This window comes from Microcoleus sp. C2D2 (assembly GCF_036702495.1).
In the GTDB taxonomy this organism is placed as follows: Bacteria; Cyanobacteriota; Cyanobacteriia; order Cyanobacteriales; family Microcoleaceae; genus Microcoleus.
Window position 1 is genome coordinate 141,473 of the sequence record NZ_JAUBTO010000001.1, and the last position, 23,221, is coordinate 164,693.

Consider the following 23,221-nt stretch of genomic DNA (forward strand, 5'->3'; position numbering starts at 1 on the left):
GCAGAAGCAGTGCTAATCGCCCCACTCGCCCTTATCAAAATCAAAGCGACGATTGGGATGATGACGACGATTGGTTGTAATTAGTGGTTAGTCATTAGTCCCTAGTCATTAGTCCCTAGTTTGAAGCGGGGAAGCAGGATGACTAATGACTAATGACTAATAATTAATAACTAATGACTAATAACTAATGACTAATGACTAACTATGCAGAATTTTCGCAATTACTATCTAATTTTGGGAGTGCCCAAAGATGCCTCGGCTGATGAGATTAAGAAAGCCTATCGACGGCTGGCTAGACAGTTGCACCCTGACGTAAATCCGGGGGACAAATCTGCTGAAGATAGGTTTAAGGATATTAATGAAGCTTACGATATTCTTTCCGATATTGACAAGCGGGCTCAATACGATCAGTTTAGTAAATTCTGGAAACAAAAGGGATTTCAAGGCAAGCAAGGGGTGCGACTTCCCAATTTCAAAAGCTGGGGAAACAGTAAAGCTACCCGCAAAAAAGCGGCCGAAGATGTCGATTTTAGCGATTACTCGGATTTTAATAAATTTCTGGATCAAGTGCTCGGAAGGCGCCGGGAAGTGAGGATGGCGACCGCGAATGATGCACCGCCAGTAGCCTCCTATGAACCGTGGAATACGGCTTCTAAGAAAACGAGTTATGTAGCTAATTCTAGGGAAGATAGAAGGGATGTGGACGATCGCGAAATTCGACGGGATATAGTCGATCGCGAAATTCGACGGGATATAGTCGATCGCGAAATGCGACGGGATATAGTCGATCGCGAAATTCGACGGGATATAGTCGATCGCGAAATGCGACGGGAAACAGTCGATCGCGAAACGAGAAGAGACATTGAGGCTAAGCTGACTCTGCCTTTGGAAAGGGCTTATTCGGGCGGTACCGAGCGAATTCGTCTGGAAGATGGGCGAGCGATAGAGGTGAATCTGCCTCCTGCTATGGTATCAGGCCAGCGGATTCGCTTGCGAAATCAAGGTATGGGCGGCGGGGATTTATACTTGAAAATCACGGTTTCTCCCCATCCATTTTTTCGATTGGAAATGTCGGAGATTTGCTGCGAATTGCCACTGACTCCCAGCGAAGCGGTGTTGGGGGGAGAGATTGAAGTGCCCACGCTGGACGGCCTGGTAAAGATGAAATTGCCGCCGGGAGTAACCTCTGGAAAGCGGTTGCGGCTGGCTAACAAGGGCTATCCGACCGGAAATGGCGATCGGGGCGATCAATTGGTAGAAATTCAGGTGTTAATTCCCAAAGAAATTAGTGAGGAGGAACGGGAATTATACGAAAAATTGCGGCAGATTGAGACTTTTAAACCGCGTCAGGATTTATCGGTTTAATGTAGAGTACGCAATGCGCCAGTTTAATTTTGTAGGGGCGCAATAATGCGCGCCTTACTACTAATTGTGTGCGAAAAATTAGGAAATGCTTGGCTAAATTTTACTGACATATCAGATTTAGCCACTTGACGGTAAATAGATAATAACAAATCCGTTGGTATCGGAATTATTCATCTCTCTGTCTTGTCTTCCTCTGCGCCCTCTGCGGCCTCTGCGGTTTAATCATTCCGAAACAACCGTAAACGATATGATTTGTCGCCAGAATAGCCGATCGCACTTTCAGCAATCCTGGATAACATAAGTAAAATTACTGTTGTGATTATTCCGGAACTACCCGAAAATTAATACTAAGGTAATTTTCCCACAATTAGGAGCATTCTGCCGCGATGACTCAAATGCCCCCCCAATGCACAAATCTGCAAGAGCAAGTTGACTCTTTACTGCAACTGCTGCGTCAGGAACCGTCTTTGCGACAACAAGATATTACAGCGGTACAAGCTTCGCTGAAAAAGGCAATTTCTCCTGAGTTTGAGATTGTGTTCGCAGGAGCTTTCAGTGCGGGAAAATCGATGCTAATTAATGCATTGCTGGAGCGAGAATTGCTCTACAGTGCTGAAGGACACGCGACAGGTACTGAATGTTATATCGCCTTTGCTGAGCCAGATAAAGAGCGAGTTGTTCTCACTTTTTTGAGCGAAGTTGAGATTAGCCAGCAAGCTAATGTGCTTTGCGATAAGTTAGGTTTATCTGGTGAAATTAATATTAACCAAACAGATGTAGTGTCGCTGTTGTCTCAGGGATGTAACATAATTATTGAAACCGAAGGCGGCGAAAATAAATCGGAACTAGCCAAACAAGCTAAGGCTTTGATACTGCTGTTAGAAGGTTTTGAGGCAAATCGCGATCGCATCCAAGCTCTCGAAAATGCTACCTACTCGATGGAACAGTTTAACTTTTCCAATCTCAAAGAAGCTGCTAGTTATGCCCGTCGCGGTAGTAACAGTGCTGTACTCAAGCGAGTTGAATATTACTGTTATCATCCGCTGCTGCAAGATGGCAATATTATTATCGATACGCCGGGAATTGATGCACCAGTGCAACGGGATGCAGAATTGACTTATGATAAGATTGAAAGCCCCGATACTTCGGCGGTTGTCTGCGTTTTGAAAGCAGCTTCGTCTGGGGAAATGACGACAGAAGAAACCGAGTTGATGGAAAAAACACGGGGAAATCCGGGAATTCGCGATCGGCTGTTTTACATTTTTAACCGCATTGACGAAACTTGGTACAACACGCAACTGCGACAGCGGTTAGAAAATCTGATTAATTCAGACTTTCGCGATACTGCGAGAGTTTATAAAACTAGCGGATTGTTGGGATTTTACGGGAGTTTGATTAAAAGTACCACAGGGCGCGATCGCTTTGGTTTAAATACAATATTTGCCACCAGCCAAGGGCAATTTTCTGTAGATAATAAATTAGATTCAGAGTTGAGCGGTAATAGTGAAGAAACTCCGCAATTTATCAGTGAATTTAACCGATACTGTGCGAATTCCGGCAAACTGTCTCCCAGCAAATTTCGGATTTCAGTGAACAGCTACGAAACACCAAATGAAAACTACGTGCGGATTCTTGCAGAACAAGGACAACCATTAATTGCTCAATTAATTCAAGATAGCGGTATCGAAGATTTTCGCACAGCTATCACCCGTTACCTCACCGAAGAAAAACGCCCGCAACTGTTCAAAAATCTCGCTGACGATTTAGAAGATTTGTGCATTCAACTGCGGAAACATTACCAAACAATTCAGCGGAATTTGGACAGCCAGCCCCGCGAAATTGAAGCAATGAAAGCACAGGAACTTTTGCGGCTAAATCAAGAATTGCAGCAAGTCGGACAGGATTTTCGGGAACATATCGCCGAAGAAGTCAATGAAATGATTATGAATAAATGCGATATTTTCGATACAGACTTTCGGCAACTGCAATCTCGGATGATCCGCCGCTTGGATGAATTGTTAGACGGATTTTCTGTTGAGGCGGCTTACGGGCGCACTTTGCAGAATCATCCCCGCAATGCTACAGCACCTTTAATTGCTGTTTTAGTTGAAGCACTTTATTATTTAGCGAATCAGTTGGAAGATATTTTAGTAGAGGCTACTAAGTCACTGGTTGATAATTATTTCCAGTATTTGAAAGACAGCGTTCGCAAGTCGGAATACTATCGATTGCTTTATCGGTTGTTGGGGAACGACGGGGGAATTGAACAGCAGCTAGAGGAGTTATCAAAGCGGGTTTCTGATGCTTTGGTAAATGCGGCTGGGGTGGAGTGCGATCGCTACGTGCGAGAAAGTCCCCGTTTTTACGACGAAGGCACATTTTCGATTTATCAATTCCGGGAAACATTGCAGCAAACTTCTCAAGGTTTCGACTGCGAAAATATGGTAGATGCCCAACCGGCAATTCGACAATTATTGCGGCTGGATTTCGAGCCGAAAGTATCTAGAACTATTCGGCAAACTTTCCGCCAAACTGTCAACCAAACCCTGAAAGAGCATTTGTTGCCGCTGGCCCAAAAGCAAGCTGATGATATTTTGCAGAAATACAGTCAAGCCCGCGATTATTTAGAGCAAAATTTAGCAGAGGAGGCGGAAGAGAAAATTGCTGGGAATCTGCGGCGGCAAGCTGAGAACGAGCAGAAGATTCAAGAGTACGATCGGGCAGTTTCGGGGATTAATAGTTGTTTGCAGGCGATGAAGCTGCACGAGCATTTATTGCCTGTAATTCGAGAATATGATACAGTTTTTGCTGTTTCTGAGGGGAAAGATATTGATTGAATTCCAATGATAATTAGGGCAAATAGAATTCGCTTTTCATCATCTGCGTAAATCAGCGTCAATCCCTTATCATCTGCGGTGAATAAATTATCTTTTTTTTACCGCAGATACAGGCTGATAAACACAGATTAACGCAGATTAATTATATTAATTCCAGTTGCACGATCGGTGATTGTTGACTGTTGACTGGATTTTACTAGGAGGATGCTACCGGATTTGATATGGCTTGCACAATCACGTTCGATTTTTCGCCCCGAAGCGGTTTTAACCGCCGAGTCTTATCAGGTGTTCTTAACCGGGATGCAGTATAATAACCTATAATATTTAATGCGATTGGTAAATCAACCACAAAATAAGCAAATAAATCAGGTTTAATTATGAGCAAGGACGACACTGAAGAAAGATTTATTAAATTAGATTTTGAAGAAGTTTTGTGGCTGGTAAACGAATGGGAAAGTCTAAATAAAGATTTAGGAGTCAACTCCTATTTTAAGTATCCAATCATTAGTAGTGGTCAATTTCAAACTTATATAAAAAACGCGCTCAATATATATGAGCCGATAAAATCTGTGCTATTTGGTGAAGGCATAGCAGGTAAAGTTCTTAGGTTTGGTTCTCCAGGATGGCAAAAAGGAAAAATTCGAGTTAAAATAACTGTAGAGTTTTGCCCCGAGGAACCAGAAGTTGAAGAAAAACCAGACAACAATCTATTAGAAATCAGCCCGCTAGAATCACCACTTGACGATTTGCGCCGCCAACTTTTTACTCAAGAAAATCCACAGAAAAATTCATGAGCAAAACCCCAAGAATCCCCATTCCCCCAGAAGTCAGAAAATACGTATTCGATCGCAATAAATACCAGTGCCAAAGCTGCGGTCAAACCAAACTAGAAACCCAACTGACGATCGATCATATCATCCCCCTAGCGCGCGGCGGCAGCAACGACATCAGCAACTTGCAAACCCTCTGCGGCACCTGCAACCAAAAGAAAACAGACAAACTAGACCCCCGCTTCAGGCGACACTTTGACCTTTGATATTTAACAGTATAATAAAATCAGCAATTTAACATTGAAATTGCTAACCTCTGTTCGATCGCACTTTTAATCCCTAGCTTGGATAACTGCAATGCTGACAAAAACAGTAGACGTGCAAGAAGCACAGACAAATTTAAAAGAGTTATTATCTCTAGCACTTAAAGGCATAGAGGTTGTTCTCACAGAAGGTGGCATTCCCCTTGTCCGTTTAGCGCCAATCGCATCCCCAACTAAGCAGCGTACAGCAGGATTGCACGCAGGAGCAATCTGGACAAGTAATGATTTTGATGAACCATTACCAGACGAATTTTGGACAGGGAATCTATGAAATTACTGCTGGATACTCATACATTCATTTGGTGGCGTAGTTCCCCCCAAAAGCTTTCACTAAAAGCTTTGGCATTGTGCCAAAACCCCGAAAATATTTTGCTTTTAAGCATTGGCAGCATTTGGGAAATGCAAATCAATATCCAACTGGGGAAGCTGAGTCTCAATCTGCCTTTACCATAACTTATAGAAAGTCAGCAACAGACTAATGATATAGAAGTGTTACCTATTAATTTAACTCATCTTTTCACCTTGGATAGCCTACCCAACCATCACAAAGATCCGTTCTATCGCCTGTTGATTTCTCAAGCGATTGTAGAAAACGCTGTGCTGGTGAGTGGCGATTCGATACTAGCCAACTATCCGGTAAAAATAGAGTGGTAACACCTACCATCGAAAATACCGATAAGGATCGTCCCCATTCTCAAAATCCGTTTTGTAATCCCTGTGATAAAACTCCCCACTCGAACCGTTAAACACAGATCCATCCGTCTTAAAACTCGCCCCTAAATTAGCCAAAATCTGAGCATTTGCCCGGGTTTGCCGCCAGCGAGTAAAACGCAAATAAGTCTTAGTATCAGCATTCAAACTGTCCGGTTCAATCTGAGAGAAAATCGCCACACCCTTGCCAACTTTTACCCGACTTAACAAACCGTCAGCACCGATTTCTCCCCCAGACTTAATCAACCAAGTATCATAAAAAGAGCGCGATCGCAAATCTGAAGCACTAAGCCCCTTCACCTCATCCCAACTCGGAACCGCCAGCGAACCCCCGAAATCCTTCGCTTGCTGCAAACCCACACCCAAACCCGCAACAGGCACTTGACGCGGCAAGAAAAACGCCTTCCCGCCAGCATTCAAATAACCGCGCAAATCTGCATCTTTCAGATTCGCTTGTGTCCCCACAATTGCCAAACCAACATCATTAGAAAGCGAATTAGCGCGCTGATAAATTACCCCCAAACTGTCCAACTTCTGCGCATCCCCATCTCCCCCAATTAAAACCACTTTATCCGGCTTTCCAAGCACCGGAGAATTCATCCCGTAACTTACAATTTGTTGCACTAACTGCGCCGCCCCAGCATCTACAGAATAATGGTCTTCCAAATCCAACTCGCTTAAAATCAGCCGCCCTTTTCCGTAATCCAATTCCATCAGCGGCGAATAAGCTAAATCAAATTCAGATTCCAAAATGGGGCGCCAACCGCTGCGGTGCGGCTTCTCCATTGAAGCGCTACTGACACCGCCGCGATTTCCCCAATGCCAGCCGTACCAAGGCATATTTGACGGACCCAATCTTGCGCCAGTTTGAATCGTATCTGGATAAGCTTCAACCAGCGTGCTTTCCCCCATCCAATCCCGCAAATCTTCACCGTCCAAACCGCCAACTGCCGGGTGGTTGGTGTCAACTGGATACGCGCGGCGGCTGACGTGTTCTGCCACCCGCAAACCCATGTTTTTCAGCCATTCCCTGCGCTGAGAAAACACTATTGCCTTGCCACCATTTCGCACAAAAGTTTCTAAATTTCCAGGCAATTTTTGCCCGCTCGAAAACGCTTCCCGACCGATAATTAACAGCGATGAGACTTGCGAACCGTTCCACGGCACAACCTCGTAACCTAACTGTTTTAACATTGCCGATGTTTTGCCAACTGGATCGAAGATTGTCAGCGTATCCTTGACTTTGGTTGGATTGGCAAAAACCCGGAAAGCAAATGTATCCGAATGGGGGCTCTCGCCCACTCGCGCAGTCAAGCGAATTTCGCCGTCAGTTTTGCCAGAAATGTTATTTGGCAATGTCACGTCTATTGGGAAGAACAGCGTCCCTGCCGTCTCAATACTCCCCTTCTTTTCACCCTTCCCAACCTCTTGTCCCCCTACCAAAACTTGCCAAGTAAAAGCAAACTCTTGTTTGGCCCTCGTATCGTTAATTAATACTATCTGCTTCGCCAATTTCCCGCCAGCAAAAAAACTGTGGTCTTTCGCAGTAAAAGCCTGATTAACACCAGCAATCCAAGCCAATGTGGAGCTATTATTATTCACAATTGCCTCGCCTCCAGGATGCATCTTGTAAGCTTCTGGCTGCCAATAATTCAAAAGATTCTTCGACACTTGCTTCAAATAAACGCCCCGGCGACCAGGTTGAAATGCCCCAAGATCCACCTTAGCTCGACCAGCATCTGAAACCTCCCAACCGTGTCCTTCGTTCCAAGGAATCATCCCCCCAGACATCCCAAAAGTCCGCCAAGTCCGCCAAGTATTCGTACTAAATAAGTGCTGCAACTTTTGAAAAGCCGGTGCAAAATCTAAGTCCTTGCTCATATGCCAGCTTTTATACTCTTGATCTTTGACAAATTGCTCCCGAACTTTACCTTTATAAGCCGTAGTTTCTAACTCGTAAGCTTGTTTCCCAAAATAAATCGCCGCAAATTCAGTCATCCAAGGTTCGCTGACAATCACCTTATTAAAACCGTTGCGGTTTCGCATCATCGTTGCGTGTAGTGGCGTCCCAAATTCCACTACCATGTAGGGCATTTCCCCGGTTTTGCTCCATTCAGAAATCCATTCTTCTCTTTCTTGCAATGGAATCATATTTAAATAAGAATTTAGCGAATAAACATCGCCAAAAGTGCCGCCTTGGTGTACCATTACAGGTCGGGTTGGGTCGGCGGATTTCATAGCAGCAAAAGCCTCATTTCCCAAAGGGGTTTTTGCCCGCAAACGCTGGTCTTCTACGGAGCCGATTGTTCCTTCTACTTTTTTCCTGCCGATGCGGCGGGGATTTTGGTCGTCACCGTTGCCGAAATAATTAGGACTTGTCGCCCACATTAATACGGATGGATGATTGCGATAGCGGCGCATGTCTGTCGTCATTCGCGCTTTCCAGCGGTCTATCATTTGGCGGTTATTCCACTGTTCGCTCCAAGCGATGCCAGTAACATCTAATGCCGGCGCCATGATTGGAAAACCTTTGAGGTCTGCTCTTTCGGAAAATAACTCTCGGAAGTGCCACCTACCCCGTTCTTCGTGATTCCAAGGCCAGATTTCTGCTATGTTAAAACCGGCTTTTACATAGTTGTCAATTAGCTTGTCAGAAACTTCTACTGTGCCGCTTTCCCAATTATCGGAGAACAAGTTTGGTCGCAGCCGAAATTCTGTTCCGTTTAAGAAAAATTTGCGCCCTTCTATCCAAAATTCGCGGAAGCCAAAAGGTTGATCGTATTGCGTGTCAATGCCACTTCCTTTTACTGCTAATTTTAGGGTGTAAAGGTTGGGTTGGCCGACATCCCAGAGGCGGGGATTTTTCCAGTCCCATTGGATTTGGACAGTTTGGATTGGTTTAGCTTGAACGTTGGCAGTTCCTGTAAAGTTTTGTTCGATTTTGCCTTTTTCATCGACCATTTGAGCGACAAGCTGAACTTGACCGTTTTGGGTAACGTCTGTGAGTTCTACATCTAATTTAACTTGCTTGTTTCTGGTGGAAGTTTGGACGAATACGTCGCTAATTAACGGGCCTGGGGGAACGCTGAAAACCCGCACTTCGCCGATGATTCCCCGCGATTGCAACCGGGATTTTTCTGTGTAGATTTCTGTGGGACCCATGATGACGGCTTTGTCGTTTTCGTCGGATACTGCCACGACTAAAATAGATAGGGTGTTTTGACCTGGTTTTGCTGCTTTGGTAATTTCAATAGTGCCGTAGGGCGATGCGATTTGACCGCAGTTAATGCCGTTGACAAAGATGACTGCATCGGTGCTGACTCTGGCTAAGTCGATAAAGATGCGGCGGTTTGTCCAGTCGCCGGGAAGGTCTATATTTCTCTGATACCAAGCTTTTGATAGTTGTTTGCTGTTGAAGTTTTCCCAATCTTTGCCGCTGCCGCGAGTGATGATTCCGGGTATGAATTCGCTTTTTTCTTCTTGCCAGTCTCCGGGTACTTGGATGGAGCCCCAACTTGGGGAGACGGGGGGGTTTTGGGGGTTGCCAACTGCGGGGACAAATTGCCAAGTTCCGTTGAGATAGATTTGGGATCGTTTGTTGTCGATCGTCCCGACAGCGGCCACGGTAAGATTGGGGAAGCCGATCGATATCCCTGAGTTGCTCGCGGAGTTGGGATTTTGAAGCGCGTAACCTATGAATCCGAATACTATGGCGGCTGTGAAAAATAATCCGATAATTTTGGCCAGCTTGTGATTCACTTGCTTTTTGCTCCCATAAATTAGCTGATCGAATTTGTCCCTTCATCTACTATAGCAGTTGATCCAGCACTAAGCCCCCTGCAAATCTGTCTCGGGGAAGATGGCACAGCACCAACAAATGTGGTTCTGTAGAGAAAAAATAGATAATTAGTTTTAACTTAGTTTTAACTAAGTTGTTGCATCGACATAAGCAATAGTGCGATCGCGCCATCGCTACAGGTCAACAAAAATGAGTCGGTTTCAGGTCTTGCCCTTACCTATTAATTCTTATAGCATTGCTACATTTAGTGCCGGCACGGCTTTAATGCTGACAACTCTGTTACTGTTTTCATTCAAGGCAGCTCCTGCAATCTTACTTTTGGCCGCTGCAATGGTTAGCGCTTGGTATGCTGGCTTAAAGTCCGCAGAACAAAAACTAGAGATAGAACCTAAGATTATTTCAAAAGTAATTGACACGACGGCTTGCTTGATTGTAGTTCTCGACAGCCAAGGACGGATTGTCCGCTTCAACCAAGCTTGCGAAAAAACTACAGGCTACTCGACAGCAGAAGTTCTTAATAAATATGTTTGGGATTTGTTCTTAATTCCCGAAGAAATAGAGCCAGTTAAAAGTGTTTTTACCAAACTCAGCGTCGAACATTTTCACAGCGAATATCAAAATTATTGGCTCAGTAAAAACGGAGCGAAGCGCTTAATTTCTTGGTCGAATACTGTGACGACAGATGGCGAGGGTTTGGTAGAATATGTGATAGGCACTGGCATCGATATTACTGACCGCAAAGAAGCAGAAATAGCCCTGGCTTTATCCTACACTAACCTAGAAAGCCGCGTCAAACAACGCACAGCAGAACTGACAGTAGCTAAAGAAGCGCTGCAAGCTCAAGAAGAACGATTTCGCTGTTTAAGTTCCTGTTCGCCGGTCGGCATTTTTATGGCTGATTTTGAGGGGCGCTACACCTATGCAAACCCTCGCTGTCAAGCTATTTGCGGCTTGAGTTTGACAGAACTTTTAGGAGACGGTTGGCAGAATTGCATTCACCCGGCAGACGGAGAGCGCGTATTGACCCGATGGTTGGATTATACTCGGGAAGGTGGGGAATATGCGATCGAGTATCGCCTGCAAACACCAGAGGGAATGGTGCGCTGGATTAACGTTTGTGCCTCGCGGATGTTCTCCGACTCCGGCGAACTCATCGGATACGTGGGCACGGTGAGAGATGTTACCGAAAGACAGCAAGCGCAAGCAGCTTTGAAAAGCAGCGAACAGCAACTGAGAACGCTGCTAGAAAATACGCCAGATATCATTATCCGCGCTGACAAAGAACTGCGTTATATTTATGTCAATCAAGCAGTTGAAAGAACCCAAGGAAAACCAGTTTCATTCTTCTTAGGTAAAACCAGTCAAGCAATAGGAATGCCGCCAGAACTGTGCCAGATGTGGGAGGAAACCCTGCACAAAGTGTTAGAAACAGGTCGAGAAAAAATAATCGAATTTCAGGCCTCCTCAACCAACGGCATCAGAACTTATCAATCCCGCGTAGTTCCAGAATTTGACAAAGACGGCGTACCAGAATCGGCATTAATTGTCGCCCGCGATATCACAGAACTAAAACTTGCAGAAACTCAAAGATTGCAGTTAACAATCGAGCAAGCAGCGAGGGAAAAAGCGGAGATAGAACAGCAGCGCTCGGCATTTTTAGCAGAAGTCAGCAAAATGCTGGCTGCTGCGTTTGAGGGGGAAACGGTGCTGCAAAAGGTAGCAGAATTAGCAGTAAATTCGATCGCGGACGGGTGCTGCATTCATTTGACCGAAACCGGGTCAAATGTGCGTCTAGTCGCTGTGGCTCACGCAGAACCCTCCACGATTGATACTATTAATAGCTTCAGAATCCTCAGCCAGATCCCCGACAATGCTGTTAACGGCTATCCGCTGGTAATCCGCACCGGAACATCCGAACTAATTGCGGAAGTGGATGAGGAGATTTTAGCAGCAGGAGCCGAAAATGCAGCAGAAAGGGAAAAATTGCGTGAAGCGAAGCTATCCCGTAGGGAATCGCTCAATATCGGCTCTCAGGCTTGTGTACCGCTGAAGGCTCGCGGGCGGGTAATGGGTTCGATCACTTGCTTTACCTCGAAGTTGGGCCGCCGCTACAGTGCAGAAGACATGGCAATGCTAGAAGATTTAGCATACCGCGTGGCGATCGCCCTAGACAACGCCAGACTTTACACAGAAGCGCAGCAAGCACTATCTCAAACAGCGCGATCCTTCGCCTTAATTGACGCGTTGTTAGAAGCCTCTCCCCTAGCAATTTGCTTTCTCGATAGCGAAATGCGCTTCATCCATATCAATCAAGTCTTAGCAGAACTCCACGGTTTGTCCGCCGAACAGCATATCGGTCAAGACTTCCGGGAATTGTTGCCAGAATCCGCAGCCAAAACTTGTTTAATTATTGAGCAAGTTTTAGAAACCGGCCAGCCTGTTTTAAACGTAGAAATTAGCGGCGAACATCCTGGAAAAACAGGAACTTTAGGCTACTGGCTCGCCAACTACTACCCTGTGAAAAATGATAGGGGAGAAATAATCGGAGTCGGGCTAATTATCACAGATATTACCGCAGCTAAACAAACAGAATTAGCTTTGCGGGAAAGCGAAATGCGCTTCCGCAGCGTGGTAGAATCTAACATGATCGGCATCGGTTTCTGGGATGTCAACGGCGAAGTTACTGAAGCTAACGACGCTTTGCTGGAAATGATTGGATATACAAGGGAAGACTTAGTTTCGGGACAGATCCGCTGGTCCGATATCACGCCGCCGGAATACGCAGAACTCGATCGCGCCGCCATCGCGCAACTTGTAGCATCAGGAAGTTGCGCGCCTTATGAAAAAGAATTCATCCGCTCTGACGGCACGCGCTTCCCAATTTTAATCGGGGGCGGAAACTTCCAAGGATGCACAGACAAAGGAGCATTCTTCGTACTAGATATCACGGCTCGCAAACAAGCCCAAAACCAACTTCGAGAAAACGAAATACGCCTTCGCCGCCAACTAGCAGAACTCGACTTAGTTTACAACACCACGCCGGTCGGGCTGTGCTTTGTCGATACGAATTTGCGCTACCTCCGCATCAACGAATGCCTCGCTGCGATCGACGGCCGCTCGATCGCAGACCACCTCGGGCGCACCCTCAGAGAAGCGAGTCCGGAAATGGCCGATATGCTAGAGCCGATTTACCGCCAAGTGCTGGCGACGCAAACCCCCGTGACCGGCTGGGAATTTAAAGCCGAAACCCCGCAACAGCCGGGAATTTTGCGGGATTGGCAAGTCAGCTTTTACCCCGCGATCGATGAATCAGGAACACTGCTGGGAGTCAGCACCGTGGTTGCCGAAATCACCGATCGCAACCAAGCAAAACGGATAATTCAGCAAAGCGAAGCCATATTCCGGCGGCTGATCGAGTCCAATATTTTCGGAGTCGCGATCGGCGATTTGAGCGGCCGCATCACTTACGCTAACGAATCCCTGCTCAAGATGGTCGGCTACACCCGCTCAGACCTGCTCTCTGGTAACATACCGTGGGAGAGGATGACCCCCCCCGAATACCTGTACCTCGAGGTCAAGGCGGCCGGGGAACTGCAGGCTAAGGGAGTCGCAACTCCTTTCAAGAAAGAGTACATCCGCAAAGATGGCAGCCGCGTGCCAATTCTCATGGGCGCGACGACTCTGTGCCAGGACGATCGCGGACCAGAGACGATCGTCGCATTCTTCATCGACTTGACCGAGATATCGCGAGTGGAAGCAGAACTCAAAAAGAATCAAGAACGGCTGCAAATCGCTCAGCAAGCAGGCAAAATCGGAACTTTTGAATGGAACGTCCAAACCGGCGAGGTCGCGTTTACGCCGGAGTTCGAGGCTTTGTACGGGCTGCCGCCCGGCGGTATCGACAGCTATGAAAGTTGGGCCCAAATGGTGCATCCAGACGATCGCGCTGTTATTCAAAAGCAAATAAAGGCTGCGAGGGCGTCCGGCGAGGAATTAAACATTGAGTTCCGCATCTGCCGCCCGGACAAAAGTGTGGGCTGGATTGCTTGCAGGGCTAAGATGTTTCCCGACGATGGGGGTTTGCCTTTGCGGACGATCGGGGTGAACGTCGATATCACCGATCGCAAAGAAGCAGAAGCAGCGCGATCGCACATCAATCAAACTTTAGAAGCCTTGATTCAGGCTTGTCCTCTGTCAATTACCGTTTTCAGTGCCGACGACGGCACTGTGAAAATGTGGAACCCAGCCGCCGAAAGGATTTTTGGCTGGCCCGAATCAGAGGCGGTAGGTCAATTTGTGCCCAGTATTCCCGCAGACAAGCGGGAGGAATTCATGGCGAATTTGAAAGGAATTCGCGAAGGAAACCCGATCGCCGGCATGGAAACCCAGCGCCAAAGGAAAGACGGCACTTCGATCGACCTCGCTGTGTGGGCAACTCCAGTCCGCGACAGCAAGGGCAACATCAACTGTATGTCGATCGTCGCCGACATCAGCGATCGCAAGCAAGTCGAGGCACAGCGCGCTCAGCTGCTCGATCGCGAACAGGCCGCGCGGGCCCAAGCAGAAGCCATCAACCGCCTGAAAGACGAGTTTCTAGCCACTCTTTCCCACGAACTGCGCACGCCTATAAATGTGATTATGGGCTGGGCACAGACGTTGCGCACCCGCCCGTACACTGAAGAGGAATTAGCTCGCGGTTTGGAAGCGATCGAGCGTCAGTCGAGGGTGCAGATGCAGCTAGTGGAAGATTTGCTCGACGTTTCCCGGATTATTCAAAACAAGCTGGATCTCAAACACGGCTGGTTCTACATGGTAAAAACGATCGAGGAGGCTCAGAATTCAGTTCGTTTGGCCGCCGAAGCCAAGTCTGTCACCGTTTCCTCAGAATTGGACCCCGCAGTCAACTTGATGTGGGGCGACGCTAAGAGGTTGCAGCAGGTAGTGTGGAATTTGCTCACTAACGCCGTCAAGTTTACGCCTGCGGGGGGAACTGTGGAACTGCGCTTATCTGCGGTAGGTGTTACCGATTCCTCATCACCTAATTACGTGCAAATTACTGTCAGCGATACCGGAAAGGGCATTTCCAAAGAGTTTCTGCCCTACGTGTTCGATCGCTTCCGACAAGCAGACGGCTCGATTACTAGGGCTGACAGCGGTTTGGGCCTGGGATTGGCGATCGTCCGGCACTTGGTGGAACTCCACGGCGGCACTGTGACTGCAGAAAGTCCCGGTAAAGACAAGGGGGCGACATTTACGGTGAAACTGCCTCTCAAGCAGCGTCGGAGTCCTCCGCCTCAGTTGAGAGGGAAAAACAAATCCGATCCAATGCGTCCGGGTATTTTGGTAGGTTTAAAGGTGTTGGTAGTTGACGACGAACCCGACAACCGCGATTTTTTGATGGTTGCGCTAGAATACTTCGGGGCGAGCGCGACTGCTGCTGCTTCGGCTGCAGAGGCGATCGACATTTTACAGCAGTCGCCGCCGCATATTTTAGTCAGCGATATCGGTATGCCCCTTGAGGACGGCTACTGGCTGATCCGCAAAGTGCGATCGTCGGCATCCGACAAAATCAAGCGCTTGCCGGCCGTGGCCCTGACAGCTTATGCTAGCGAAGAAGACCGCGATCGGGCGATCGCCGCCGGTTATGACGAACACTTAACAAAGCCGATCGATCCCGCTCTCTTCGCCACCGTTTTAGCTAAGTTAACAAATTTGCATTAGGGCGAGCCGCGAGATACGGCCAACTCTGACCAAAAGTAATTTGGTCCCGGGCCCCCGGATTTATCATGGGTCAATTCTTCAATCTAAAATCTAAAATCTAAAATCTAAAATCGATTGACTGCTGTATACTAAACAACAAAAAATGGGAGTGTGAAGGAGCAAACATTATTCCTACAGCAGCGCCGTTACTCAAATGCTTTGTAGTTTGTTATATCAAATCTGTTAGCATCGGAATTATTCCTATCTCTCTTCTCTTAATCTGCGTGAATCAGCGTCAATCCCTTGTCATCTGCGGTTAATAAATTCTCTTTTTTTTACCGCAGATACAGGCAGATTAACACAGATTAACGCAGATAAATTAGATAAATTCCGGTTGCACTATCTATCCGTGATTAAAGTTAATCTAGCTTGAGTTTGACAGATTCAGAGGGAAATCAAACAGAAGTTAAACTTCAAATAAGGGGTAGTTTTCTGCCAACTAATAAGCCATTTATAGAGCTTTTAATTAACGAGATAATTGCCGATAAACAGAAAAACTATATAAAAGTTATGACAGTTTTTGTCAGTAGCAATCTATCAAATGCCAAACAGCTAGAAACAAAACTGGCAGAAGCAAATTTTGACAGTCGCGCCCAATCTTACCTAGTAGTTGGCTATATTGAACCCGGAGGAAAATTTCAGAGCCTGTAGGGCGCGCCAATTGTCCGGAAAGGCAGACTACAGCAGTTAAAATTCGATTACCAGCGCAATTCCCTCACACCCATGCCCATTTATTCCCTCAACCGCCCAGTCGCCAAACTTTTCAGCAAGCTTCCCCTGCGAGCGGTTCTGATTGTTCCCTTTGTTTTGCAAACAGTCAGCGCCGTCGCGCTAGTGAGCTTTCTTTCTTTCAAAAGCGGTCAGGAAGCAGTCGAGGATGTGGCGCATCAGCTAATCGAACAAGTAGGAGAACGCATTAGCGATCGCCTCAGCGATAATGATGGGCCCTCGGCAATCAATACCTTTCTGGCTCGGCTGCGCTTCTCTGGGTCGGGACACACTTTTATTATGGATCGATCGGGCAATCTGGTTGCCGCATCCACACTAGAAACACCCTTGGTGACGCCAGCAAAAAAGCAACCGACGCGATTGCTAGCCACCAACAGCCAGGATGCCCGAACGCGAGATATGGCTCGACAACTCGCCAACCGATTTGGCAACTTCCCCACGCTGCAAACAACCCAGCAATTTACCCTGGCTTTCAAGCGCGATAGGCAGTTTGTCCGCGTCACTCCTTATCGAGATGCCCGCGGCTTGGATTGGTTGATTGTGGTGGTGGTGCCAGAGTCTGATTTCATCGATCGCATTCAAGCAAATACGCGCAACACATTGTGGTTGTGTGCCGGTACGCTGTCGCTGGCGATCGCGATCGGATTGTTGACGAACCGTTGGGTGACAAAGCCAATTATGCGCTTGAATACCGCCGCCAAAAATGTTGCCAAAGGAGAATGGGACCGACCTTTAGAAATTAGACGCTGGGATGAAGTCGGAGAACTCGCCAATTCCTTCAATCAAATGGCAGCCCAACTGCAACAGGCTTTTGCAGACCAAAAATCTTTAAATGAAGCCTTAACGCACAGCGAGAGCCAACTCAAGCAATTTTTAGAAGCCATACCTGCGGGAGTATCTATCCACGATGCCTCGGGTAAGCTCGTCTACTTAAACCAAATTGCCAAGCGTTTGAGCGGCGTAGAAAATATCCCCGACCTGACTTTAGAAGAAGCAGTAGAAGTTTATCAAATCTACCGCCAAAACCAGCCCTATCCAACACAAGAACTGCCCGCATTCCGAGCGCTGCGGGGCGAAACTGTGTTCTGTGAAGATTTAGAACTTCATCGAGATGGCGAAATAATTCCTCTTGAGGTGCGCGCCACACCAATTTTCGACGCAGGCGGAAACATTATTTATGCCATCAATGCTTTTTCTAACATCGCACAGCGCAAACAATCTGAAAAAACCTTAACTGACTGCAATCGCACTTTAGAAGCCGAAGTTGCCGAACGTACCTGCGCCTTAGCTCGTGCTAACGAACTATTACAATATGAAATTGCCGATCGCCAATTGCTCGAACAAAAACTTTCCACTTCTACCGAGCAAATTGTTAAAATATTTGAGTCGAGCACAGATATTGTATTGATTTTCGACTCCGCAGAAAAAAGTATCCAAATTATACCCACAAAGGGGATTTTTCAATACAACTATCAGACGAATCAGAGCGACTCCATCATCGAACAATTTATTCAGAAGGAAAGCGAGGAGATTTATTTCGCTCAGGTTCGACAGGCATTGGAAACCAAACAAACTATTAGTTTTGATTACAGTATGTGGATTAATAACCAAGAAGTTTGGTTTACTGCTAAAATTTCGCCGCTGTCCGATAGCTCCGCGGTTTGGGTAGCGCGCGACATTAGCGATCGCCAGTTGGCAGAATCCCGACTGCTCGAATCCCAAAAAATTGCCCGCATTGGCAGTTGGGAACACGATATCGCCACAGCCACCACCACTTGGAGTGAAGAACTCTATCGCATTTACGAACTCGATCCGACTCAAAAACCGCTGCCAACCGAACAATTAATCGAGCGTTTTCATCCAGAAGATCGATCGCGCTATCTCACAATGGTTCGGGAGCAAGCTATGTCGGGACAAAGCTTTGAAATCGATCTGCGGCTAATCCGAAGAGATGGCTCGCTCTGTTACATAGAAGTCAGAGGGAAACCTGTTTATGATGAAAAAGGGCAGTTGATGCGTTTGTTCGGCACGGTCTTGGATATTAGCGATCGCAAACAAGCCGAGTCAGCTTTACGAGAAAGCGCGCAGGGAGAACAAGCCATCGCCCGATCGATCGATCGCATCCGTCAATCCTTAGATATTGACACAATATTCCAAACCACAACCTCTGAACTGCGACAAACCATAAAATGCGATCGTGTCGGTATCTATCGTTTTAATCCTGATTGGAGCGGGGAATTTGTGGCCGAGTCAATGGGTCCGGGCTGGATGTCTCTGATGGAAAAACCCAACGATTTTAATTGGCCAAACAATCTTGTCGAAGACTCTCGCTGTACCGTTAAAACTATGCAAGCCGGCTGCTCGCCAGTGCGGGATACCCATCTACAAAAAAATCAAGGCGGTATGTATGCTAGAGGCGTTCCTTTCCGCATAATTGAAGACATACACAGCGCTGGCTTGAGTCCTTGTTACCTGGAACTGTTAGAGCAATTTCAAGCTAGAGCCTACGTTATTTTCCCCATATTTTGCGGCAATCAACTTTGGGGTTTGCTCGCCAGCTATCAAAATTCTGTACCCCGCACTTGGCGCGAAGCAGAAATCAATATAGGGCGGCAAATTAGCACTCAACTGGGAGTCGCCTTACAACAAGCTCAATTGCTCGAAGCCACTCAACAGCAAGCAGTACAGCTCCAACAAGCCGCCTGGGCAGCAGAAGCCGCCAACGTCGCCAAAAGCACTTTCCTGGCAAATATGAGCCACGAACTCCGCACCCCGCTAAACGCAATTCTGGGATTCTCGCAATTGATGCAGCGCTCTACCAACCTCAATCGCGAACAACAGGAAAATATCCGCATCATCAACCGCAGCGGAGAACACTTGCTAGCTCTGATCAATCAAATATTAGATTTAGCCAAAATAGAAGCCGGACGCATTACCCTCAACCCAACAGGCTTTAAATTAACCAGCCTGCTGAACGAGGTGGAAGAGATGTTTCAACTCCAGGCACGGGAGCAAAAATTGCAGTTAATATTTGACTGCTCTAGCGATATCCCCGAATACGTGCAAACCGATCAACTTAAGTTGCGCCAAGTTTTAATTAATCTGCTTTCTAACGCCATTAAGTTTACGGAAGAAGGAAGCATTACGGTAAGAGTAAGTTCGGTTGTGGAGCATGAAAATCAGCAATTACCAATCAGTAATTACCAATTACATTTTGAAATAGAAGACACTGGCTCCGGCATGGCGACCGATGAGTTAGATAAGCTTTTTCAAGCCTTTGTGCAAACCAAAACAGGGCTAACATCTCAGCAGGGAACAGGCTTGGGGCTGGCTATCAGCCAAGAGTTTATCAAGCTGATGGGCGGCCTGATTACTGTGCGCAGCAAAGTGCACTCCGGCACCACCTTCGCGTTTGATATCCCCGTCAGCGCCGTTGATCCGACGGTCATTCAACCCGTACAGCTACCGCGTCGGGTGATAGCTCTGGAACCCAATCAACCGCGCTATCGTATTTTGATTGTGGACGATAGCGCGGACAACCGCCAACTGCTAATCAAACTGCTGGCTGTCTTTGACTTTGAACTCAAAGAAGCCAGCAACGGGCTAGAAGCTATGGAATCGTGGTCGAGTTTTGAGCCGCACTTAATTTTTATGGATATGTGGATGCCGGTGATGGATGGATATGAAGCGACAAAACGCATTAAAGCCACCGTTAAAGGTTCAGGTACCGCAATTATTGCCGTGAGTGCGGCTAAGGCCGAGGAAGCGCGAACCGTTACTGTATCAGATGATTGCGATGACTTTATCCACAAACCCTTTCGAGATACAGAAATCTTTGCCACCCTGCACAAACATCTCGGAGTGCGTTACATTTACGATGAACCGGAGAGTGTGCCCGAGTCAACTCAAATCGAGGCTCCGACTCCAGAGACTCTTGCAGCTTTACCCGCAGATTGGCTGGCAGCTTTAGAGAGAGCCACAATTGAGTGCGATTTAGAGTTAATTCTGATCCAAATAGAGCAAATTCGCGATCGAAATGACGCTTTAGCTAGCGCTCTAGCCGCATTGGCTAACGAGTTTGAGTTCAATCAAATACTAGCTCTCATCCATCCCGAAACAAAAGAGAAATGGTATTAGCTCGGCTTCCTAGTGGGTACGACCGTCCTGATAAAACCCCCTTGGACGGTCGTACTCACTAAAAACCTATAAAGGTTATTTTACCAGACTAGATATGAATTACGAAGCAACTCCCCCTGTTATATCAAATCCGTTGACATCGGAATTATTATCTCTCTCTTCTCTTTCTTTGTGTCCTCTGTGCCCTCTGTGGTTTAATCATTCCGATATAACCGGAATTGATATTAAAAGGGAATATATCAGATAGATTGTACCCGAGCATCTGTAGGGACACGGCAATGCCGTGTCCGGCGCGGTAATGCTGTTTTCCTACGGTTCGCAGTCAGGACTGTTGTATTTACTTTAAATCCAGCAATCCGCTCGTTTTCAGCTTAGGATTAAACCGGATTTCTTCAGTCACACCGCGAGCTTTGAGGAGCGAAAAAATTTCATTTTCCACCCGCCGCGCTACATTTTTCAACAATTTATCTTTAGCAACTTCATCGGCGATGATACCTTCATAATTTGCCGTTTCTTGGGCAGTCATCACAGTTTTGGTGTCGATGGGATCGTTCCACTTGGCAGCATCGGCACCATTGCCTTGGGGTTGGGAACCGTTTTCGGCAATCCAACTCGATCGGATGCTTTCTAGAATAGTGCGGCTGGGTTTCTCGATAGTTTGGACTTTCAGCCAGTAGCAATATTGGGTTTGGCGTACCAAATGCTGTTTGAGGCTGAGGTAAATATCGCGAGAATAACCGACAAATTGCAGGACTTTCTCGTTGTCAAAAATCGCGTAAACGCCAATTTTTCCCTGGAAAAAATCGGGCAATTTCCCCTCGGAGTCGATGTAGGGAATGAATTCTAAGCTGGCGAGAGAGTGAATGTCTTCTGTCATCCGATTTTAGATTTTAGATTTTAGATTTTAGATTAAACCACAGATTAACCAGCCTTGACTTAACTCTTGAAAACGCGATAAACGGCACAGAGGCGGCTGGGTTTAAATATTTTGGCTTGGAACATGAAATTAGGCGGGACGTTGACGATCGCAAAATCGCTTGATTCGTGATACTTTTCAAATTCAGCAGGCATTCCCTTGGGCGTCTCGCTGCTGTAAGGGACGGGCTGAAAAAATAACTCGGCAAACTCAATGCGGGAGCACTGCAATTGTACCGCTACTTGTTGGAGAAAGCTTTCACTGCTTAATAAACCCGACAGTGCAGTTTTAGCATCAGGTTCGAGGACAAAACTGGCATCGTAGCTTTCAATAATCTTAAGACCCATTTTCTGTATACTCCTGACAGACGGCGGTTAACGGTTATCGGTTAACTGTTGTGCGATCGACTTATTGTAAATTACCCAGCACTGACCTGAGTACAGGTACAGTGTGGGCTTTCAATAGCCCTGAAATGATCTTGCACATTGCAAAACAATCTCGAACCTTCGGGCTTATTTACGAAAGCCCCAATAGCAGCAATATTCTTACTGCCGTTTAAGTCGGCATCACCTTTCCATTCACAATGACCACAAGCAAACTTTTTGCCGTTTCTATAAGATTCACCCTGTACAGGGTGAATATGATTGCAATTATGGCACGTTTGGCTAGTGTATCTAGGCTCAACAAACAAAATCTTTACGCTATGCTTTATAGCTTTGTAGATTAGGAATTGGCGCAACTGAAAGAATGCCCAGTTATTGCTAAGTCTCCGCTCTTTTTTCGAGCGTGGCTGCTGGTTTGTGCGCTCCCTAATTCTCGTCAAATCTTCCAAAGCGACAACTTGATTTTTGTTCTTAGCCTTGGTTACGATGCGGTGACTGATAGTGTGATTTACCCATGTCTGAAAGCGCTTTTCCTTGCCCGACAACCGTTTCAACAATTCTCGACATCTACGCCGAGCGCTGCGTGTGCCTTTCGTGGCTTTTCGCTGAATATTTGCTCTCAACCTGGCATAATGGTTTCTAACTTTGGTAATTTGTTTGCCGCTAAATGTATCTCCATCAGAAGTGACCGCAATATCAGTCCGACCCAAATCACAGCCCAAAACTTGATTGCTTGGTGGAGGCTCGGGTGGCTGAGATTCAAGCTGAATATTAAGATAGTAACTACCATCTTTGCGTTTGCACAAAGTAGCAGTCTTGGGGTTTTGACCTTTCAGCAATCCAAGTTGGTAGTTTCCGATAGCCAGTACAAACCGTTCCCTACCACCAGTAGTAGTCAAACTTACTGTCCAATCTTTTTCCCTAAAAGAAAAGATACGGGTATCGTAAGTGACGCTAGTAGGAGCAAAGCGGATGACTGGCGAACCATCTTTTTTAGCTGTTTTTCTGTTGCCAGAAACCCGTCTAATAGCATGGATTGCCAACTGCGCCGAAAGTCCAAACATATCTCTGACATTGTGATATACCAAGGATTGCATCGCCAATTCATTTGTCAGAGTTGGCAGCACAGTTTGATTCACGTATTCACAAGCATTAGCGAACGCCTGAAGGGTTGCATCAATTTTGATGGACTGCTCAGGCGTTACTTGGAGCTTGCAAGATACTGTCAGGACTTGTTTCATGACAAGATTGTATTACGTATTGAAGAAATTCTGTTGTGTTTATAGATAATTTGTTCAGCGGGTACGCCTCACGCGCATTCCTCCCGTCACTCAAGGTCGTACCGTTAGACTGCGGGACTCCTGCTGTTTTAGTTGAATTTTACCTGACACTGACCGTTTTGAAAGCAAAAGCCTTTCGGCACAAGGTAGGAGCTCAATAAAAACAGCACAATTCCTAAATTTTGACCCATAGCCCTGATTTATTTCCCGA

At 46.6% G+C, this 23,221-nt stretch carries 13 protein-coding genes; 9 read left to right on the top strand and 4 right to left on the bottom strand.

The features are described from left to right. Positions 1 to 204: 204 nt before the first annotated feature. The 6 genes from QUB61_RS00640 to QUB61_RS00665 all read left to right on the top strand — a co-directional run bounded on the left by QUB61_RS00640 (position 205) and on the right by QUB61_RS00665 (position 5,748). Complete coding sequence (locus QUB61_RS00640) at positions 205 to 1,365, top strand: J domain-containing protein (protein WP_333125908.1); 1,161 nt, start codon at positions 205 to 207, stop codon at positions 1,363 to 1,365. Between the two features lie 386 nt (positions 1,366 to 1,751). Next, positions 1,752 to 4,202, top strand: coding sequence for a dynamin-like GTPase family protein (locus QUB61_RS00645; RefSeq protein ID WP_333125910.1), 2,451 nt, complete (start codon positions 1,752 to 1,754; stop codon positions 4,200 to 4,202). A 377-nt stretch (positions 4,203 to 4,579) separates the two neighbouring features. After that, positions 4,580 to 4,996: a KGK domain-containing protein gene (locus QUB61_RS00650; RefSeq protein ID WP_333125914.1), complete on the top strand. Its 417-nt coding sequence runs from the start codon at positions 4,580 to 4,582 to the stop codon at positions 4,994 to 4,996. Continuing rightward, entirely contained in the window at positions 4,993 to 5,238 is a 246-nt protein-coding gene (locus QUB61_RS00655) for an HNH endonuclease (protein WP_190745880.1), read from the top strand. Before QUB61_RS00650 ends, QUB61_RS00655 begins: the two co-directional genes overlap by 4 nt. A 91-nt stretch (positions 5,239 to 5,329) precedes the next feature. Further along, the gene (locus tag QUB61_RS00660; RefSeq protein ID WP_172186585.1) at positions 5,330 to 5,566 is read left to right on the top strand and encodes a type II toxin-antitoxin system Phd/YefM family antitoxin; all 237 of its coding nucleotides are present in this window, start codon (positions 5,330 to 5,332) and stop codon (positions 5,564 to 5,566) included. Next, positions 5,563 to 5,748: a hypothetical protein gene (locus QUB61_RS00665; protein WP_333125917.1), complete on the top strand. Its 186-nt coding sequence runs from the start codon at positions 5,563 to 5,565 to the stop codon at positions 5,746 to 5,748. The genes QUB61_RS00660 and QUB61_RS00665 overlap by 4 nt, the downstream gene beginning before the upstream one ends. Before the next feature lie 204 nt (positions 5,749 to 5,952). Here the strand turns inward: QUB61_RS00665 and QUB61_RS00670 are convergent, their stop codons facing one another. Continuing rightward, a complete protein-coding gene (locus QUB61_RS00670) occupies positions 5,953 to 9,765 on the bottom strand; it encodes a sugar-binding domain-containing protein (RefSeq protein ID WP_333125920.1) in 3,813 nt (1,270 codons plus the stop codon). A gap of 229 nt (positions 9,766 to 9,994) precedes the next feature. Between QUB61_RS00670 and QUB61_RS00675 the strand changes: the two genes are divergently transcribed. From QUB61_RS00675 to QUB61_RS00685, 3 genes are all read left to right on the top strand, one after another. After that, the gene (locus QUB61_RS00675) at positions 9,995 to 15,526 is read left to right on the top strand and encodes a PAS domain S-box protein (protein WP_333125922.1); all 5,532 of its coding nucleotides are present in this window, start codon (positions 9,995 to 9,997) and stop codon (positions 15,524 to 15,526) included. A gap of 414 nt (positions 15,527 to 15,940) precedes the next feature. Beyond that, complete coding sequence (locus QUB61_RS00680) at positions 15,941 to 16,216, top strand: hypothetical protein (protein WP_333125924.1); 276 nt, start codon at positions 15,941 to 15,943, stop codon at positions 16,214 to 16,216. A gap of 72 nt (positions 16,217 to 16,288) precedes the next feature. Continuing rightward, positions 16,289 to 20,431: an ATP-binding protein gene (locus QUB61_RS00685; RefSeq protein WP_333125928.1), complete on the top strand. Its 4,143-nt coding sequence runs from the start codon at positions 16,289 to 16,291 to the stop codon at positions 20,429 to 20,431. A 337-nt stretch (positions 20,432 to 20,768) separates the two neighbouring features. Here QUB61_RS00685 and QUB61_RS00690 read toward each other — a convergent pair whose 3' ends face one another. The 3 genes from QUB61_RS00690 to QUB61_RS00700 form a co-directional block, all read right to left on the bottom strand. Further along, on the bottom strand, positions 20,769 to 21,308 hold the full coding sequence (locus QUB61_RS00690) for a GIY-YIG nuclease family protein (RefSeq protein WP_333125932.1): 540 nt from the start codon (positions 21,306 to 21,308) through the stop codon (positions 20,769 to 20,771). A 59-nt stretch (positions 21,309 to 21,367) separates the two neighbouring features. Continuing rightward, on the bottom strand, positions 21,368 to 21,694 hold the full coding sequence (locus QUB61_RS00695; protein ID WP_333125934.1) for a hypothetical protein: 327 nt from the start codon (positions 21,692 to 21,694) through the stop codon (positions 21,368 to 21,370). A 71-nt stretch (positions 21,695 to 21,765) separates the two neighbouring features. Then, positions 21,766 to 22,971, bottom strand: a complete 1,206-nt coding sequence (locus QUB61_RS00700) for a transposase (RefSeq protein WP_333125937.1) — start codon at positions 22,969 to 22,971, stop codon at positions 21,766 to 21,768. Between the last annotated feature and the right edge of the window lie 250 nt (positions 22,972 to 23,221).

Excerpts from the sequence above, each read along its gene's own strand:
- QUB61_RS00640 (WP_333125908.1), top strand. The coding sequence starts at position 205 with ATGCAGAATTTTCGCAATTACTATCTAATTTTGGGAGTGCCCAAAGAT.
- QUB61_RS00645 (WP_333125910.1), top strand. The coding sequence starts at position 1,752 with ATGACTCAAATGCCCCCCCAATGCACAAATCTGCAAGAGCAAGTTGAC.
- QUB61_RS00650 (WP_333125914.1), top strand. The coding sequence starts at position 4,580 with ATGAGCAAGGACGACACTGAAGAAAGATTTATTAAATTAGATTTTGAA.
- QUB61_RS00655 (WP_190745880.1), top strand. The coding sequence starts at position 4,993 with ATGAGCAAAACCCCAAGAATCCCCATTCCCCCAGAAGTCAGAAAATAC.
- QUB61_RS00660 (WP_172186585.1), top strand. The coding sequence starts at position 5,330 with ATGCTGACAAAAACAGTAGACGTGCAAGAAGCACAGACAAATTTAAAA.
- QUB61_RS00665 (WP_333125917.1), top strand. The coding sequence starts at position 5,563 with ATGAAATTACTGCTGGATACTCATACATTCATTTGGTGGCGTAGTTCC.
- QUB61_RS00675 (WP_333125922.1), top strand. The coding sequence starts at position 9,995 with ATGAGTCGGTTTCAGGTCTTGCCCTTACCTATTAATTCTTATAGCATT.
- QUB61_RS00685 (WP_333125928.1), top strand. The coding sequence starts at position 16,289 with ATGCCCATTTATTCCCTCAACCGCCCAGTCGCCAAACTTTTCAGCAAG.
- QUB61_RS00690 (WP_333125932.1), bottom strand. The coding sequence starts at position 21,308 with ATGACAGAAGACATTCACTCTCTCGCCAGCTTAGAATTCATTCCCTAC.
- QUB61_RS00695 (WP_333125934.1), bottom strand. The coding sequence starts at position 21,694 with ATGGGTCTTAAGATTATTGAAAGCTACGATGCCAGTTTTGTCCTCGAA.
- QUB61_RS00700 (WP_333125937.1), bottom strand. The coding sequence starts at position 22,971 with ATGAAACAAGTCCTGACAGTATCTTGCAAGCTCCAAGTAACGCCTGAG.